This is a genomic window from Streptomyces sp. NPDC029956 (assembly GCF_055574655.1).
This window is the reverse complement of record NZ_JBVHZJ010000073.1, coordinates 23387-41044: the sequence shown is the minus strand read 5'-3', so window position 1 is coordinate 41044 and position 17658 is coordinate 23387. Positions and strand designations below refer to the sequence as shown.

The following is a 17658-nucleotide window of genomic DNA, read 5'->3' as shown; positions in this document are numbered from 1 at the left end:
ACGCCACCCCCGCAACTACCTGGCATTCCTCGGCCTCGCCGCAGCATTGTGCTGCTACAAGCGGCTCCACCGCCTCACCACATAGGACACGGTCTTAGGCTGCGTGATCCACATCGTTCGGGGGATCATGAACTTCACTCGCTATCGCAGACCGTCGGCCTTCCTGCTTCTGACGGTGGCAGTCGTCTTCGGCGCCGCGGCCCTAGCCGGACTCGAGTCAGGAGACGAGGGCTCGCTGGTTCTGCTGCTCGGGCTTCGCGAGTACGTCCTTCTGCTGGGATGGCTGGCCCTGACTACGCTGACCGGCGCGGTCCTCTTGGGGCTGACGAAGTCCTCGCTGCGCCTTCCCCTGGCCACCGGACTGCTCGTCATCGGCGTCCCCACGCTGCTCATCGGGGGCTGGGCCTCCGCGGTGTTCGGTAGTTCGGACGAAGTGTTGCAGGCTGAATCGGCCCCCGGCCGCGGCGACCGCCAGCTGGTCGTGGTGGCGCGCAGTGGCTCTCTTGACCCTGTCTGGTGCGTCTTTGTCCACCAGGGGAACCCACCGCTGGAACGCCGCTGGAGTGTCGGCTGCTTCAACGGCGACTCCGAAGACAACGCACTCAGCGAGACCGTCTGGACGGCCCCAGACCGGATTCGTATGACCACCGAGGGGGGCGCGGTCCACGAAGTGACCATCACCCCGGATGGCCGTCCCGACCGGGTTGTCTCCGTCGGTTAGTGACCTGAGTCGAAGTCACAAGGGCACTTCCGGCACACGGCCTAGGAGTTCGCGATGGCGTTCTGGGCGGCCTGGATGAATGCGGCACGGGCGTCAGCGTGTAGTCAGGGTGGCAGTTGGGGCGCTCGGTCTGTTGAACTGCCCGCGCTGGGTGGTGAGGGGCTGTCAGGCTAGGCGGGGTGAAGGGGCATGGGCTGACCAGGATTCGGCGGGCGCGGCGTGTTCGGCTCGTGCGCGTCGGGCTGCCTGGCGGACCAGGGCCCGTACGCGGCGTACAACCCGTTCCGACCTGGGCCCACCTGACCCGGCACCACCCGCACTCCTGCTGTCCGTCACGGTCCGGCGACCGCCGGCACTGAGCCTCTCCTGCCTGGAGCCGTCCCGCCATGAGTACACCCCAGCCCCCGACGGCAGCGCCGTCCTGGCCGCACTGCGCTCACGGCGCCGACCCGGCCACCGATCCCGTCGGCTGCCGCGGCGTCCATGTCCCCGGCCATACGGCCTGCCTCGCGCACCTGAACAACGGCGACCGCACCTCGTACCTGGCAGGCCTGGCCCCGGGCGTCGACATCGACCACCGCGGCACCCCCTTCACCGAAGACCTCCTCAATCAGCTCCTGACCGCCCTCAAAGACCGAACCGGCATCATGAGCCGACACCCCCACTTCGGCACCGCCAGGTTCGAGGGTGCGCAGTTCACCGGCCGCGCCTGGTTTGTCGGGGTGCGGTTCTCTGGCCATGCCCGATTCGGCGGGGCGAAGTTCTCTGGCATCGCGGGGTTCGGCGGGGCGCGGTTTTCCGGCGACGCCGGGTTCGACGGGGTGCAGTTCTCTGGCATCGCGGCGTTCGTCGGGGCGCGGGTCTCCGGCGGGGCCGGGTTCGACGGGGCGAAATTCTCTGGCATCGCGGGGTTCGGTGGCGCGCAGTTCTCTGGCGACGCCTCGTTCGATGGGGCGCAGTTCTCCGGCGAGGCCGGGTTCGTCGGGGCGAAGTTCTCCGGCGGCGTGGGGTTCGGTGGGGCGCGATTCTCTGGCGACGCCTCGTTCAACCGGGCAAAGTTCTCCGGTGAGGCCATGTTCGGCGAGGCGCAGGTCGTCGGCACCGCCTCGTTTGTCGGGGCACAGTTCTCGGAGGCTGCTTGGTGGGGGCCGTTGGTGTGTGCGGGGAGGGTGGATCTGTCGGGTGCGGTGTTCGGGGCACCGGTGACGCTGGAGATCGCGGCGAGCACGGTGTCGTGTGTGCGGACGCGGTGGGAGTCGACGGCGACCGTGCGGGTACGGCGGGCCGAGGTGGAACTCGGCTACGCGGTGCTGGCGGCCCCGGTCGCGGTCACTGCCCACCCCGCCCCCTTCACCACCAGCAACGGGATTGTGGACGAGAGCCTGCTGACTGGCCCCGACCGGGTGCGGGTGACGTCGGTGCAGGGCGTGGACGCCGCGCACCTGGTCCTGACCGACACCGACTTGTCCGACTGTCTGTTCTCCGGCGCCTTCCACCTCGACCAGCTCCGCCTCGAAGGCCGTACCACCCTCGCACCCACCCCCACCGGCTTCCACCGCCGCGGCATAGCCCCGATCCGCTGGACCCGCCGGCGCACGCTCGCGGAGGAACATCACTGGCGCGCGCAGAGCGCTGGACAGCCCCCCATACCCGCGGGCGCCCCGCCCGAGCCTCGCCGGTGGCGCACGGGCCCACACCACCCCGACCCCGCCCGCACCCCTGACCCCGACGATGTCGCCGCCCTCTACCGTCAGCTTCGCAAGGCGTTCGAGGACGGCAAGAACGAACCCGGCGCGGCGGACTTCTACTACGGCGAGTGCGAGATGCGCCGCCACGACCACACCGGCACCCCCAAGACCGAACGCCGCCTGCTCTGGGCGTACTGGCTGCTCTCCGGCTACGGCCTGCGTGCCTCCCGCGCCCTGGGCTGGCTCGCCGCCGCCATGCTCACCACGATCCTGCTGCTCATGGCCTTCGGCCTGCCCGCCTCCTCCCCGAAACAGGAAGCCACTGGCACCGTCCCGGCCGGCGGCGGCACGGTCACCTTCACCATCGACAAGCAGGACCCGAAGAACCCCGTGAAGGACCGCTTCACCAGCAAACGCTTCGACAAGGCCGTCAGCGTCACCCTGAACTCCGTTGTCTTCCGCTCCAGCGGCCAGGACCTCACCACCGCCGGCACCTACATCGAGATGACCTCCCGCATCCTCGAACCCGCCCTCCTCGCCCTCGCCGTCCTTGCCATCCGCGGACGCATCAAACGCTGACGGTCCCGCCTGGAGGACCGGCCCGGGCTAGAAGCCGAGCTGGAGGCCTACGAGCGGCAGGACCTGGCGACAGGGTGAGGGCTGGTGGTCTCGGGCCTGATGGTCGAGACCACCACGCAGGACCGTCGGACGGAGTCAGCCGTCTCTCTGCCCGAGTGCCGGTTGCACAGCGGTGGCATAGGCCGTTCGCGCCGTCAACGCCTGCCGGAACAGGTTCTGCCCAGAGCAATGGGACTGAAGGACGCCTAAAATCTGGACGCTGGCCCGACCAGCACTTGAGGGCCCCTCGAGCTCGACAAGATCGTGGGCGATTTCGAGTTGAGCGAAATCGCCAGGGTCTTCCGACCGAATGCATGTGTCTCCGAGGTCCAGGAACGACGCGTAGGCGTGGAGGCGGCGCTCTTCCGCGCGTACGCGCCGCTGCTCGTCCAGCGTGGCCTGGACGGTCGCGATCAACGCCTGCGCCTGTGCCTGGCCGGCGGTCTCGGCTGCGGCGGCCTGCCGGTGGCCGGCCTTCCACGCGAAGAACCCCGTCACGATGCTGCCCAAGATGGCCGACCCCGCGGCGATCAGGGCAATCCCCCAGTCACTCATACGGCGGATCCTGCCACGGGGTTCGGACAATCCGTGTCCTTTGACAGCGAAGTTGGTCGCCCTGGTCGCGCTGACCTGCACCGACTGGATTGGTTGGCAGACGATCAGGCGTGACGGGTTGGCTTCGTAACCGAGATCCGGCTCTGTTCCACTCCTGTGTTGAACTGGGGTTGAGTCTCCCGTAGGGGGAGGCGTGAGAGTGGGGGCATGGACGGCGACACGCTCTTCACGATCGGTGACCTGGCCCGGCGGACCGGGCTGACGGTCAAGACCATCCGGTTCTACTCCGACACTGGGATCGTGCCGCCGACAGACCGCAGCCCGGCCGGCTACCGGCTCTACGACATTGGCGCGCTCACACGTCTGGATCTGGTACGTACCCTGCGTGACCTGGGGCTCGACCTTGGCATCATCCGGCAGCTGCTGGATCGGGAGGTCTCGGTCCCCGAGGTCGCTGCCGCACACGCCGATGCCCTGGAGGTGCAGATCCGCACGCTGCGACTGCGGCGCGCTGTGCTGCGCGCGGTGGCCAAACGTGGCTCCAGCCCCGAGGAGATGGATCTCATGCACAAACTCGCCAAGCTTTCCGACGACGAACGCCGACGCCTGATCACCGACTTCATCGACGACACGTTCGGTGGGCTCGACGCCAACGCCGACTTCGTCGACATGATGCGCTCGGCCATGCCAGAGCTGCCGGACGACCCCGAACCCGAGCAGGTCGACGCCTGGGTGGAACTCGCCGAGCTTACCCAGGATCCCGACTTCCGCGCGGCCGTGCGCCGCATGGCGCAATACCAGGCTGCCGAGCGCGCCCAGGGCGACGACACCGGCTTGCACCATGACCTCACCGAGACCGTCCGGGACAGCGTCGGCCGCGCGATCGATGCAGGCATCGCCCCGGCCTCGGCCGAGGCCGCACCCATCATTGACGCTCTCACCGCCTGCTATGCGCAGACCTTCAGCCGCGCTGACGACGCCGACCTGCGCTGCTGGCTGCTGACACGCCTGGAGGTCGCCGGCGACCCCCGCGCGGAACGCTACTGGCACCTGCTCGCCGTCATCAACGGATGGCCCGTCCCGCCCAGCCTGGCTCCCGTGTTCACGTGGTTCACGCAAGCCTTGCGCGCCCGCACCGGGCAGCCATCCCGCGTGGAGTAGTCCCGCGCCTGGCCGCCGGTCCGTTTCTCGCGGCTTCGATCAGGTCGCGGGGCGTTCGATCCGGCGGCCTCCCTCGAAGCGGGCTCCGGCGCGCCACAGTTGGCGTCGCAGAGGATCGGTTCTGAGACCCCACGTGATGATCTCTCTGCCGAGCACTGGCCACAGCCACCCACCACCCTCAGTACGTCCCCTCGTACGACTAGGTTCGCTGGCAATGAAGCCGGAACGACTGGGTCCGCTGTCAAACGCCTCGATTGGAGACAGCGGACAAATCCGCCGTGGAGTGTCAGTGGTCTTCGGTACGCTGCTCACGCGGCCGTTGGCCGTGGGCCCGGCTCGTGGCCCGGCAGTGTTCGGTACAGACCGGACACGGACGCCGAAGGTGCCCCGCACCGAGCCGCCCCCCTTCTGCTTCGCCTTCGCTGGCCTCGCTCTGTGCGGCCGTGAGTCTGGGATCACCGCAGCCGCGGAAACGATCTCGAGATGCCGAAGAACCACGCACGCAAGAAGGCCCTCGCCGACCTGAAGGCGCTCGAGCAGGCGAGCCGCCTCATCGCCGACCTGAACGAGGACGGACACCTGCGCAGTGACAAGAACCAGCTCGAGCACGACCTGGGCGAGACGCTTCTCGGTCTGGAGGCGGCGGGCTTCGCGGCGGAGGGTCTCTACCAGGGCTTGAACCGGGCGCACAGCGGGCTCGGGCCGATCGCCTACCAGGAATCACGGCCCGTCCGCGGAACCTACCTTCTCAGACCGGTAGATGCTGCCAGGATGGGTGGGAGCGCAAGGAGGCTGTCGTGACCGAACCGATGCCCATGAACGACAAGGGCCCCAAGGTGCCGCCGACCTACCCGCCACGCACCCCGCCGCCGCAGAAGAAGCCCGTCGAGGCACCCCGGCCGCAGCCGTCGACCAAGCCCGTCGGCGCGGCGCTGCAGCTCCCCGGGCCCAGGCAGGCCCGCCTACAGCCGCGTCGGCCTCGCATGACCATCAGGGCCCGGCGTGCCGCGAACTGGGCGCTCACCGGGTACCCGTGGGTCGCCGGGCAGGCGGTCGGGAAGGTCACCGAGGCCGTACGCGCCTGGGGGTACGTCCACCCCGAGGACGACGCCCTGGACAGGACCGTGCGGCTCCTCGTGGGTGCAGCCGCCGACGATGACGGCCGGCGGATCAGCGTTCACCTCGCCGACCAGGACGACATGCTCCTCATCGCCGTCCTCAGCCACACCGGCGCCGAACCCGACGAGACGATCCTGTCCGCCCTTGCCGCAGTCCCCGGAACAGCCAGTTGCGGCACGGACGCCTCTGACGACGGCCGTCGGGTGTGGGCGGTGCTGTCCACCGAACGCCCGCGCACCCGCACCACCCCTGCGGCCTGACACCGCTGTACGGGACGGCCGTCAACCGGCCTGTCACCATCCGTACGGCCATGTAGCCCGTGCGAGCGGCGGCGAACCGATACGCCGCCCGTCGGCCGCCCGCATGCCTCTACGGTGAGTCGTGGGGAGGTCGGGCCGACTGGTACTTGACCCGCTCCCCGTGCGCCCCTGCATTCAGTGATCCCCGGTGTGGGGGCGCAATACGTTCTCCGGCCCGGGGTGGCTACGGGGCGGGGGTGTAGTGGACGACGGTGGTCTCGCAGGCCTCGGAGTACACCTTCAGGGCGTCAGCCTCGCCCTGGTCGGCGGTGAGGCCCCAGCGGAGCTTCGTGGCGACCCACTCGGAGATGTACCGGCAGTGGGTGTCGGGGAGGGGCGGCATCCAGTCCTGCGGGTCCCGGTCGCTCTTCGAACGGTTCGACCGTCCGGTCACGGCGACGAGACTCGCGGCCGCGCCCTGGTCGTTCGCGTATGCCTCACGACGAGCGGCGGTCCAGGCGCTGGCGCCAGCTGGCAGGGGGCGTCATTCGAGAAGCGCGATATTCCCACGGGGGCTGCGGCACTGCTTGGTCGAAGGAGAGGCCGAGCTCAACAGTCATACAGGTCGTATAGCCCTGGTTGTCGAGACGAAGTTGAGCCCGCTGTCTTGTGCGGGCCCAGTGGCCCCGGGGACGGGTGACTCTGGCCCGCACTCACTGACCGGGCGGCCAACCGTTCACCCAGGCCCCGAACGTCAATGTGGTCTGCCCTACAGATCAGGTATGTGGGTGGGGTCGGGGCTGACTCGCTCGCCTCGTTCGTCGAAGACCAGGAGGCTGCGGACATCGACGAGGAGAGGGAGGTGCTGGCCGCGCCGGTGGTGTGTTCCGCTGTTCGCGCGGATGACCAGCTCGCCGGAGTTCGCCTCGATGGTAGGGGCGGACGTTCCAACAGGGGAAGGCGCGCTGCGCCGTCGTGTGGTCGTTTTGGCGAGGCTGATGAGCCGGCGGGTCAGGCCGGCGGCTTTGCCGCGGGCCGGTCTGGTCGGCAAATCGGACAGTGCCTGGGGTGGGACGTCCGCGCGGTGCCCGCCGACGGACAGGTGCAGGAGGGTTTCGTGTCCCTGAAACTCGACGTGGTCGACGATGCCGGTCAGGGGGCGTTCGAACTCGGTGGCTCCTGCGGGGTCGGCGATGCGGACGGCTTCGGGGCGTAGCCCGATCAGGAGGGGGTTGCCCTGTACGACGCGGAGCATCTGGTGGTCGCGGGTGAGAGGCATGGGCAGGGGCAACTGCTGGGCTCCGAGGCTGACGGCCATGGCTCCGTCGATCGGTGCGTAGACCGTTCCGTGGATCAGGCTGATGCGGGGGGTTCCGATGAAGGAGGCAACGAAGGCGTTGGCGGGCAGGGCGTAGAGGCCGCGTGGGGTGTCGACCTGCTGGAGGATGCCGTCTCGCATGACGGCGATGCGGTCGCCCAGGGCCATGGCCTCGGCCTGGTCGTGGGTGACGTAGATCGTGGTGGCGCCGCTCTTGCGGGCGGAGGAGAGGATCTCCATCCGGAGGCGGGTGCGGAGTCTGGCGTCGAGGCTGGAGAGGGGTTCGTCCAGGAGGAAGACCGAGGGGTGACGGACGGTGGCCCGGCCCATGGCGACGCGCTGTCGTTCGCCGCCGGACAGCTGGCTGGGCAGGCGTCCGAGGAGGTGGCTGATGCCGAGCGCGGCTGCCGCGCTTTCCACGTGGCGCTCGACTTCGGCGGGGTCCTGCTTGTGGACGGCGAGCGGGAAGCCGATGTTTTCGGAGGCCGTCATGTTCGGGTAGAGGGCGAAGTTCTGGAAGATCATCGCGGTGTCGCGTTCGCTGGGGTCGAGGTCGTTGGCGAGGGCTCCGTCGAGGTGGAGTTCGCCTTCGGTGATGCTCTCCAGGCCGGCGATCATGCGCAGGAGGGTGGACTTGCCGCAGCCCGAGGGGCCGAGCAGGACGAGGAACTCGCCGGCCGCGACGGTGAGGGAGAGCCGACGCAGTGCCGGTTGGCCGCCGGGATAGGTCTTGGCGACGTTCTTCAGGGTGATGGTGCTGCCCACGTGGTGCTCTCCTGGCTCGGGGTGCGGTGGTCCGTTGGGGTTGCGGGGCTGATCAACGGGGGGTGAGTTCGTCTGCTGTGACGGCGAGGCAGGCGGCGATCAGGACGATGTTCTTGAGGACGTACTGGCCTTCGAGGGTGGGGGTGCCGTGCTGCCACATGGCTTCGGGCAGCAGGAAGAGGGAGGCGAAGACGCCGGTCATGTGGAGGTAGAAGGCGGCGAGGGCGTAGCGCAGGAGGATGCCGGTCAGAAGGGCGAGGCCGATGCAGATCTCCGCAGTGGCCAGGGCCGGAAGGAGGATGTGGGGCTGCAGCAGGCCGAAGGTCAGTTTCGTCGTCGCCTGGACGGCGATGTGCTCGGCGGGGCTGGCGGAGGGGATGAGCTTGAGGGCGCCGAAGCACAGGAAGACCAGGCCCGTACTGATGCGCAGCGCGGCGAGGCTGCGAGGACGGTAGTGCTCGGCGGCGCGGTGGAGGAGAGTGGCGGGCCTGCGCCGTGCGGCTGTGGGTAACGGGGTGGGTGCCTCGTCGGTGGTGGGGGTGGGTAGCGGACGGGTACGGGCCATCCGGTGCCTCCTGGGCGGGGCTGGCGGGAAGGGTGTGCCGCGGGGAGGTGTGGGGTGCGGGCCCCGCGGTGGCGTTGGTGCCGCCTCCGCGGGGCCCGCGTGGTCATGGCGTGTGGTGCGCGGTGGTGTCTAGCCGAAGTCGACGTCGCTGCACAGGAAGTACTTCTGGTCCATGTGGGATGCCTTCCAGACGGTCACCACGACGTGGCGGCCGGTGTAGCCGGAGGTGGAGACGTCGGTGACGTAGTGCGGCTGGTAGGGGTAGCGGCCGGTCTTCTTGACCAGTTCGAGGTCGTTCCAGCCGATGAGCTGGTACTCGGGGTTGAAGCCCTGCTTGGTGACGTAGACCTCGAGCCAGTCGGCGCCGTGGCGGGCCTCGTCGTAGATGTCGACGGTGAAGTTGTCGTCGAGGGGGGTGGTGATCCACGGGCCGGGGCGGTCGAGGGGCCGGTAGTTCGTCTCTCCCTGGCCGCCGGCGCTGCAGATCTGGCCGTCGGAGATGACCTGCTTGTAGTTGTCACCGGTGTTGTTGGCGTAGACCGCCTTCCACGCGCCGATGGCGTTGGCGTTCTCGTGGTAGGTCCGGTAGCACATGGGGTCCTGGGCCTCGTTGGGCTCGGTGTAGCCCCACCGCTGCAGGCAGCCGTAGTTGCGCGTCTGGGGGGCGATGACGGTGCCGTGCGCGGAGGCGGTCGGAGCCATCGGGAGCAGGCAGAGCAGGCCGGTGGCCAGGACTCCGGCGCTGACGGCGGTGCGGCGGGACGGCTTGGCGAGTGCGAGGTTCATGGTGCTCCTCCGTACGAGAGGGATTTACGTGCACATGACAGGCTCTTGTGTGGGTTCAGGTGTGTCTGCGGTCGGTCACCTCCTGGTGGGTGCGCTGCCTGTGTCGCAGGGCCGGGAGTTCGGCCAGGGACCAGCGGCCGGGGCCGAGGGCGGCGATGAGCAGGAAGGCCCAGCAGAACAGGGCGGCCGGTTCGCCGCCGTTCTGCAGCGGGAACAGCCCGTCGGGCTGGTGGTGGACGAAGTAGGCATAAGCCATGGACCCGGAGCACAGGAGCGCGGCCGGGGTGGTTGCCAGGCCCAGCAGCACGAGCGTGCCGCCGGTCAGCTGGATCGCCGCGGCCCACCAGCCGGGCCACTGCCCGACGCTGGGGGGCTGCCCGTGGCCGCCGCCGAGGACGCCGAAGAGCGTGGCCGCTCCGTGGCAGGCGAACAGCAGGCCGAGCACGATCCGGAACAGGCCCAGGACGGGGCCGTGGAATCGGGGGGATGTCTGCACGAAGGTGCCCTTTCTCGGTGCCCGCGCGGTGGTGGAGGGGCAGCGTGGAGAGGGGTGGCCGCCGACGGGCAGGGAGGTGCCGGCGGCCACCGGGCGGGTCAGGCCGTGAGGGTCCACTTCTGGCTGTTCCAGCCGCCGCAGTCCCACAGGTGCAGGCGGGCGCCGTCGGCGGTGCTCTGGGCGGTGATGTCCAGGCAGCGGCCGGACTTGAGGTTCTTCAGGGAGCCGTCGGCCTGGAAGGCCCACTTCTGGCTGTCCCAGGTGCCGCAGTCCCAGAGGTGGGCCTTGGTGCCGTTGGCGGTGGCGCCGCCTTCGACGTCCAGGCACTTGCCACCGGACTTGAGCTGCTGTCCGTCGAGCGTCCAGGCCATGGAGGGAACGTTGGCGCAGGCCCACTGCTGGATGGCGGTGCCGTTCGCGGTGCCGGCTCCGGCACGGTCGACGCACTTGCCAGTCGCGCCGTTGACGATCTTCCCGCCGGTGACCGGGTCGGGGCCGGGGCCCGGGTTGTTGCCGCCGGGGCCCCAGGCGTTCCAGTTGTCCCAGTTCTCGGCGTCGAAGCCGAGGCGGCCGATCTTGTCCGCGCCCCAGTTGGTGCCGGCCTTGTCGATGACGGTGCCGCCGACGGTGTAGTTCTCCAGCTTCAGCCCGCGGCTCTGGCTCGTCTCGTTGCCGAGGGTCACCTTCTGGCCGCCGGCGTTGGTGTACCGCTTGAGGAGGCTGACCTGGGAGGCGGGGTCGAGCTGGCTCCACGCGTCGATCTTCAGGTTCTTGACGTGGATGTTCTCGGTGCTGGAGAGGGCGAAGACGCGGATGGCGCAGTTGGTCATGCCCTCGACGTTGATGTTCTCGAACGTCATGTTCTTCACCCACGCGCCGGGGTCGGCCTTGCTGGTCGAGCCCATGTCCTCCCAGTGCGAGGAGGAGTTGAGGATGCAGGTGTTGTACTTGACGTCCTTCCAGTACATCCGGTTGTGGATGACGTGGGTGTTGCTCACGCGGACGTTGTCGATGTTGCGCGGGGTCCAGCCCCACTGGATGACGGGGCCGTTCTCGTTCTTCCAGATGACGGTGTTATCGATGTTGACGTCGCTGTGGTACATCTTCAGCACGTCGTCGTTGGCGTTGAAGAACGTGTTCTTCATGGTGCTGCCGCGGTAGAGCTCGATGCCGTCGGTCTGCCAGTACCAGGAGCCGACCTGCTTGTAGTTCTCGACCCGCATGCTGAAGGTCTGCTCGTCGCCGTAGACGACGAAGGAGTGGTAGGGCGGCTCGTTGATCGTCACGCCCTGCAGATCGAGGTGCTGCTGGCGGCCCGGGGCCGACTCGAACTGCAGCATCTTTACGCAGCTGGAGTGACAGTTCGACGCACCGGAGAGGTGGTCGTAGTTGTTGTTGGTGTCCGCCTCGTAGACGTACTGCTCACCCGAGAGCACGCCGTAGCCGGTCACCTTGTACAAGCCCTGGGTGTCGTTGGGGAAGCGGATGGCGCCCTTCACGTAGGCGCCGGGGGCGAGGTAGACCCACTTGACCTGCTTGGGCAGCAGGGCGTGGTACTTCGAGGTCATGTAGTAGGTGCCGGGGCGGAAGTACACGATCTCCTCGGTGATCGTGTTCAGGTTGGTGACCTGGCCCTGCGGCGGGTAGTAGGTGCTGCCCGAGGCCGCCGTCGGGATCAGCCGGTCCTGCTCGGCGCCGGTCGGGGCCGGCTCGGCGAAGACCATCATGGAGTTGCGGGGCTCGGTGTGGATCGCCCGGTTCCCGCCGCCGGAGGCGGTGGTGAGCTTGCCGGCGTCGTTCGCAGGGCCGGACATGTCGTTGTACGCCGTGTACAGCTGCGGGTCGAACTCCACGGAGAAGCGGTAGCCGGCCTGGTTGTAGGGCACCTTGACGCGGACGGTGTCGCCGTCGACGAGCTGCTTCTCGAAGTTCAGGGTGCTGGGCTTGATCTTGACCTGGTCGGCCGAGGAGATGCTCTGGCCGGTCTTCAGGGAGACGTCGACCCACACGTCGGTGGAGTACTGGAACGACGACCAGCTCATCGTCAGTCCGGTCGACGCGGAGAACTCGGCGCCGTCCTCCTTGGTGTAGCCGATCTTGCCCTTCCCGCTGCGGGGGATGCTCATGTAGGCGAAGGAGTCGTACCGGGTTCCCGGCGCGGCGGCGGTGGCGACCTGGACGTCGTAGAACGACGAGCGCCTGACCTTGTCGTTGGCCACCGGGCTGCTGGTGTTGAACTCGTGGTTGTCGTGCCACCACGTCTTGAGCTGCGGGCTGTCGGCCGTGGAGATGGCCGTCGTCGCGGCGGTCGACGTGCTGGCGGGCACGATGACCGACGCCAGGGCCAGTGCCAGGCCGGCGGCGCCTGACGCCAGCCGGCTCAGTCTGCTTGCGGGCATGCGGGTGTCCTTAAGCGAAGGGGTGAAGGACCGCGGCACGGGGGAGCGTGCCGCGGCTGTCCGGCGGTGCGGGTGGGCGCGCTCACGCTGGGTGAGCGGCCGGGGCCCGGTGGCGCCGGACGGGCCCGGGCTGCCGCCGGGAGGCGGCAGCGGGCGGACCGGGCGCCACGAGGGCGCCGCCGCCTGAGCGGCGTTCGGGCCTCTGTCCTTTCGGTCGGGAAGTGGCTCATCGAGGAAGGCTTCAAAGCGTTCGCGGGGCGGGGCGACTGGCCGCGCCGGCCGCACAGCGCCGGGAAGATTTCCCTGTCGCCCGTCGAACGGGCCGGGACGCAGAGCTGGCCAAGGGGAGCGCCCGGGTTCCGGACGGTTGCCCAACGCCCTGCGGTTGCCGGATAACGTCCCGTCATTTCTTCGCCGTGTCAACGAAATGAACAAGATCTTCTGGCGCGATCCATCTAACTAATGGGGCATAGAGCTCATTACCGGCGATAAGTCCAGCGTTTGGTGACCCAGGGGGTCGGCATCACGGTTACGTAACACGAAGTTTTCTTTCTTGACGCACGAAAAAGGAGGGGCGCACACTCCTGTCATGCGGTCGATCCCCCAGCCGGGAGGTCGGCACGCGAGAACAGCAAGGGAGGCCGTCATGGCGGTCGTCGTACTCTCGCGAAGTCCGTTACCGCCTTGCCCGCAGCGACGGTGACGGCTCCGGCCCCAGCACCCCTGAACAACTCTTCAGCCCCGGAGGCATGCGTGATGAGTCCGTCCAAGGTCCGTTTCTCGGAGCTTGTCGGTGAGCAGACCCGTGCGGAGATCTTCGCGACCGTGCTCACTGCGGGGCCCATCTCGCGTACCCAGCTCGCGCAGCGCCTGGGCCTCGTGCCCTCCAGCGTCACCCGGATGCTCCCGCCGCTGCTGGAGCACGGCTACCTGCGCGAGGCGGACGACACCGCGCCCCAGGGCCGGGGTCGGCCGCAGAAGATGCTCCACGTCAACCCCGACAAGCACATCGTGGTCGGCATGAAGATCGGTCCCGCGCAGGTCTCGGGCGTCGTCACCGACATGGCGGCCAACGTCCTGGCCCGCGACGAGGAGCGCATCGCCGACTGCACCCCTAAGACTGCCCTGTCCGCCGCTGCCGCCCTGACCAGCAGGCTCCTCTCGCAGGCGCCTGAGGCGGCGGACAGGGTGCTCGGCCTGGGTGTCGGAGTCAGCGGCCACGTCGACTCCGCCGCCGGGGTCTGCCGCTACTCGGCCCTGCTCGACTGGGACAAGGTCAACGTCGCCGGCCCGCTGCAGGAGGCCACCGGCCTCCCGGTCGTCGTGAACAACGACGTCAACACCCTCGTCGTCGCGGAACGCTGGTTCGGCGAAGGGCGCGACGTGGACTCCTTCGCGGTGGTCACCGTCGGCCCCGGCATCGGATGCGGCCTCCTCCTCGACGGCGGCCTCTTCTCCGGCGCCACCGGCCTGGCCGGAGAACTCGGCCACGTGCCGCTGGACCCGTCCGGCCCCATGTGCAGCTGCGGGCGCCGCGGCTGCCTGGAGGCCCTCGCCGGAGACCGGGCCGTCCTGCGCCATCTTCAGGACGCCGGCTTCCCCTGCGCCACCGTCGAGGAAGCGATCGAACTCGCCCGCTCGGGCTCGAACGCGGCCCGCAACGTCGCCCTCGCCGCCTTTGCCGAGGCCGGGGCCGCCCTGGGCCGGGGACTGGCCGGCGTGTGCAACCTGCTCAACCTGCAGAAGATCATCATCGCCGGTGAGGGTGCGGTCGCCTACGACCTCTTCGGGCCCGCCATGAACCAGGCCCTCGAAGCCCACTCCTTCTCCACCGCCGCCCAGGACTGCCACATTCACGTCGACCCCGTGCAGCACGACCTGTGGGCACGCGGCGCCGCGTGCCTGGTCATCCGCGACACGGTGGGCGCCACCCTCACGTAGTTGCCGCCGCGCCCTCCCGCAGCAGGGCCGCACACCCACCCATAGTCACTTTAAGTAATCGCGTACTCACATTGAGGTTCTGTCGTGCCTGAGAACTCGCCCGGTCCCGCCGACTCCTGGTGGAGCAACGCGGTGGTCTATCAGATCTACCCGCGCAGCTTCGCCGACTCCAATGCCGACGGCATCGGAGACCTGCAAGGCATCATCGAGCGCCTCGACTACCTCTCCGAGCTCGGCGTCGACGTCCTGTGGCTGTCCCCCGTCTACCCCTCCCCGCACGACGACAACGGGTACGACATCAGCGACTACCAGGACATTGACCCGCTCTTCGGCACCCTCGCCGACTTCGACCGCCTCCTGGACGCGGTCCACGAGCGCGGCATGAAGCTCGTCATGGACCTCGTCGTCAACCACACCAGCGACGAGCACCCCTGGTTCACGGCCTCCCGCGACAGCGGGCCCGCCGGCGAAAAGCGCGACTGGTACATCTGGCGGCCGGCCCGCGAGGGCATGGAGCCCGGCACCCCCGGTGCGGAGCCCAACAACTGGGGCTCGTTCTTCTCCGGCCCCACCTGGACCTACGACCCGGCCAGCGGCGAGTACTACCTGCACCTGTTCTCCCGCAAGCAGCCCGACCTGAACTGGGAGAACCCCCAGGTCCGCCAAGCGGTGTACGCCATGATGCGCTGGTGGCTGGAGCGGGGCGTGGACGGCTTCCGCATGGACGTCATCAACCTCATCTCCAAGACGCCCGGCCTGCCCGACGGCATCGTCCACGAAGGTGCCCGGCTCGGCGACGGCAGCCCCCACTACATCTGCGGGCCGCGCATCCACGAGTACCTGGCCGAGATGCACCGCGAGGTCTTCGACGGCCACCCCCGCAAGCTGCTGACCGTCGGGGAGATGCCCGGCGTCACCGTGGAGGACGCCCGCCTGTTCACCGACCCCGCCCGCCGCGAGGTCGACATGGTCTTCCAGTTCGAGCACGTCGGCCTCGACCACGGTCCTGGCGGAAAGTTCGACGTCCGGCCCCTGAAGCTGACCGACCTCAAGGCCAGCCTCGGGCGCTGGCAGACCGGCCTGGGCGCCACCGGCTGGAACAGCCTGTACTGGAACAACCACGACCAGCCGCGCATCGTCTCCCGCTTCGGCGACGACAGCCCTGCCTGGCGTGACCGCTCCGCCAAGCTGCTGGCCACCGTCCTGCACCTGCACCGCGGCACCCCCTACGTCTACCAGGGCGAAGAGCTGGCCATGGCCAACTTCCCCTTCGCCTCGATCGGCGACTTCCGGGACATCGAGTCCCTCAACTACTTCCAGGACCGCACGGCCCTCGGCGACCGCGAAGAGGACATCCTCAAAGGGCTGCGCGCCATCAGCCGCGACAACGCCCGCACCCCCATGCAGTGGGACACCGGCGCGCACGGCGGCTTCACCACCGGCACCCCCTGGATCGCCGTCAACCCCGACCACACCGAGGTCAACGCCAAGAGCCAGCTGGCCGACCCGGAGTCCGTCTTCCACTACTACCGGCGGCTGATCGCCCTGCGACACACCGAGTCCGCACTCACGCACGGCGACTTCCACATGGTCCACCCCGACCACGAGCAGCTCTACGCCTTCACCCGCCACGACGCGGCCGCCGGCACCGAGCTGCTCGTCCTGGCCAACTTCAGCGGAGCCGAACTCCCCGTCGACCTCACCGACGGCTGGGAGCACAGCGACATCCTCATCGCCAACGTTCCCGCCACCCAGCCCCTCACGAGCCCGCACACCCTGCAGCCGTGGGAAGCCCGCGTCCACCGCCGCCGCACCAGCTGACACCACCCCTTGCCGCAACGACGCACACCAAGGAAACAGCCATGAACAACCCGTCCACCCGCATCGCCCGGCGGTCCAAGCCGCTCCTGCTCGCCGCCACCGCCCTGGCGCTGCTGGCCCCCCTGACCGCCTGCGGCGGCTCCGACACCGCCGACGGCGACGCGAACACCCTGCGTCTGTGGCACTACGAGGACAAGGACGGCGCGCTGGGCAAGGCGTGGGCCGCGGCCATAGAGGAGTTCAAGCAGACCCACCCCGGCGTCAAGGTCGTCTTCGAGCAGAAGGCCTTTGAGCAGATCCAGCAGAACGCCGGCATGATCCTGAACTCCGACAAGGCGCCCGACGTCATGGAGTACAACAAGGGCAACGCCACCACCGGCCTCCTCGCCAAGCAGGGCCTGCTCACCGACCTCACCGCCACCGTCAAGGAACGCGGCTGGGACAAGAAGGTCGGCGACAGCGCCTCGGTGACCGCCAGATACGACGCCAAGGGCGAAATGGGCGGCGACAAGTGGTACGGCGTCCCGAACTACGGCGAGTTCGTCCACGCCTACTACAACGACGACCTGTTCAAGAAGCACAACGTCGCCAAGCCCACCGACTTCGCCAGCTTCGAAGCCGCCCTCGCCAAGTTCAAGGCCGCCGGCATCACCCCGCTGGCCAACGCCGGCAACGACCACCCCGCCGGCCACTGGCTCTACCTGCTGGCCCTGTCCAAGGCCAACGACACCTGGGTCGACAACTACCAGCTCTACAAGGGCAAGGTCGACTTCCACGGCCCCGAGTTCACCTACGCGGCCAACAAGTACAAGGAGTGGGTCGACAAGGGCTACTTCGAGAAGAAGGACGTCGGTCTCAAGGGCAACAACATGACCGAGCAGTTCGTCTCCCAGAAGCGCCCGATCATGGTCGGCGGCAACTGGTGGTTCGGCGCGCTGACCACCGACATCAAGAACTTCAAGTGGTCCACCGCCCCCTACCCGGGCAGCGAGAAGACCCTCGGCTCCGGCGGCAACAACTGGGTCATCCCCACCAAGGCGAAGAACAAGAAGCTCGCCGAGGACTTCATCGACATCACCATGTCGGACAAGATCCAGAAGCTCATCGGCGAAGAGGGCAACGTCCCCCTGGCCGTCAAGGCCGACACCATCTCCAACACCAAGTCCCGCGAGCTGGTCAACGCCTTCCACGCCGCCCAGAACGGCCGCGGCCTGGCCTTCTACCCCGACTGGCCCGTCGCCGGCTACTACGACACCTGGCTGTCCTCCACCCAGAACCTGATGAACGGCACCAAGCCCGACACCGTCCTGGACGAGCTCGCCGCCCCCTACGACAAGTACGTCGCCTCCAGGTCCTGAAGTCTCCCTGCGGGCGCCCCGCGGGCGCACCCCACGCCGTTCTTGGGCGGCGGGAACGCCCCACCACCCCCCTCCCGTTTCACCCGAAGCAAAAGTGGAACCCACAAG

At 68.6% G+C, this 17658-nt stretch carries 14 protein-coding genes and 1 pseudogene; 8 read left to right on the top strand and 7 right to left on the bottom strand.

Features of this window, described 5'->3' with window-relative positions:
- The first annotated feature begins 103 nt into the window (after nt 1-103).
- The gene (locus tag ACZ4XX_RS36070; protein WP_468512044.1) at nt 104-721 is read left to right on the top strand and encodes a hypothetical protein; all 618 of its coding nucleotides are present in this window, start codon (nt 104-106) and stop codon (nt 719-721) included.
- A 386-nt stretch (nt 722-1107) separates the two neighbouring features.
- Nucleotides 1108-2988: a pentapeptide repeat-containing protein gene (locus ACZ4XX_RS36065; protein WP_468512043.1), complete on the top strand. Its 1881-nt coding sequence runs from the start codon at nt 1108-1110 to the stop codon at nt 2986-2988.
- 135 nt (nt 2989-3123) lie between these two features.
- Here the strand turns inward: ACZ4XX_RS36065 and ACZ4XX_RS36060 are convergent, their stop codons facing one another.
- Entirely contained in the window at nt 3124-3582 is a 459-nt protein-coding gene (locus ACZ4XX_RS36060) for a hypothetical protein (RefSeq protein WP_468512042.1), read from the bottom strand.
- 207 nt (nt 3583-3789) lie between these two features.
- Between ACZ4XX_RS36060 and ACZ4XX_RS36055 the strand changes: the two genes are divergently transcribed.
- From ACZ4XX_RS36055 to ACZ4XX_RS36045, 3 genes are all read left to right on the top strand, one after another.
- The gene (locus ACZ4XX_RS36055; protein ID WP_468512041.1) at nt 3790-4743 is read left to right on the top strand and encodes a MerR family transcriptional regulator; all 954 of its coding nucleotides are present in this window, start codon (nt 3790-3792) and stop codon (nt 4741-4743) included.
- Nucleotides 4744-5226: 483 nt separating this feature from the next.
- Nucleotides 5227-5544: a hypothetical protein gene (locus ACZ4XX_RS36050; protein WP_468512040.1), complete on the top strand. Its 318-nt coding sequence runs from the start codon at nt 5227-5229 to the stop codon at nt 5542-5544.
- The gene (locus tag ACZ4XX_RS36045; protein ID WP_468512039.1) at nt 5541-6122 is read left to right on the top strand and encodes a hypothetical protein; all 582 of its coding nucleotides are present in this window, start codon (nt 5541-5543) and stop codon (nt 6120-6122) included. The genes ACZ4XX_RS36050 and ACZ4XX_RS36045 overlap by 4 nt, the downstream gene beginning before the upstream one ends.
- A 223-nt stretch (nt 6123-6345) precedes the next feature.
- On the opposite strand, the pseudogene ACZ4XX_RS36040 reads toward ACZ4XX_RS36045, so the two are convergent.
- From ACZ4XX_RS36040 to ACZ4XX_RS36015, 6 genes and pseudogenes are all read right to left on the bottom strand, one after another.
- Nucleotides 6346-6633, bottom strand: a pseudogene (locus tag ACZ4XX_RS36040) (HNH endonuclease); the annotation flags it as partial.
- 237 nt (nt 6634-6870) lie between these two features.
- Entirely contained in the window at nt 6871-8184 is a 1314-nt protein-coding gene (locus ACZ4XX_RS36035; RefSeq protein ID WP_468512038.1) for an ABC transporter ATP-binding protein, read from the bottom strand.
- 52 nt (nt 8185-8236) lie between these two features.
- Nucleotides 8237-8749: a DoxX family membrane protein gene (locus ACZ4XX_RS36030; RefSeq protein WP_468512037.1), complete on the bottom strand. Its 513-nt coding sequence runs from the start codon at nt 8747-8749 to the stop codon at nt 8237-8239.
- A gap of 129 nt (nt 8750-8878) precedes the next feature.
- Nucleotides 8879-9535 (bottom strand): lytic polysaccharide monooxygenase, encoded by a 657-nt coding sequence (locus ACZ4XX_RS36025; RefSeq protein ID WP_468512036.1) that lies wholly within the window; start codon nt 9533-9535, stop codon nt 8879-8881.
- Between the two features lie 55 nt (nt 9536-9590).
- Nucleotides 9591-10031 carry a DoxX family protein gene (locus ACZ4XX_RS36020; RefSeq protein WP_468512035.1) on the bottom strand — a complete coding sequence of 147 codons (441 nt, stop codon included), beginning with the start codon at nt 10029-10031 and terminating at the stop codon, nt 9591-9593.
- A 98-nt stretch (nt 10032-10129) separates the two neighbouring features.
- Nucleotides 10130-12430 (bottom strand): family 49 glycosyl hydrolase, encoded by a 2301-nt coding sequence (locus ACZ4XX_RS36015; RefSeq protein WP_468512034.1) that lies wholly within the window; start codon nt 12428-12430, stop codon nt 10130-10132.
- 756 nt (nt 12431-13186) lie between these two features.
- Between ACZ4XX_RS36015 and ACZ4XX_RS36010 the strand changes: the two genes are divergently transcribed.
- From ACZ4XX_RS36010 to ACZ4XX_RS36000, 3 genes are all read left to right on the top strand, one after another.
- The gene (locus ACZ4XX_RS36010; RefSeq protein WP_468512033.1) at nt 13187-14371 is read left to right on the top strand and encodes an ROK family protein; all 1185 of its coding nucleotides are present in this window, start codon (nt 13187-13189) and stop codon (nt 14369-14371) included.
- An 84-nt stretch (nt 14372-14455) separates the two neighbouring features.
- Nucleotides 14456-16192: an alpha-glucosidase gene (locus ACZ4XX_RS36005; protein ID WP_468512032.1), complete on the top strand. Its 1737-nt coding sequence runs from the start codon at nt 14456-14458 to the stop codon at nt 16190-16192.
- A gap of 41 nt (nt 16193-16233) precedes the next feature.
- Entirely contained in the window at nt 16234-17550 is a 1317-nt protein-coding gene (locus tag ACZ4XX_RS36000; protein WP_381575866.1) for an ABC transporter substrate-binding protein, read from the top strand.
- Nucleotides 17551-17658 lie beyond the last annotated feature (108 nt).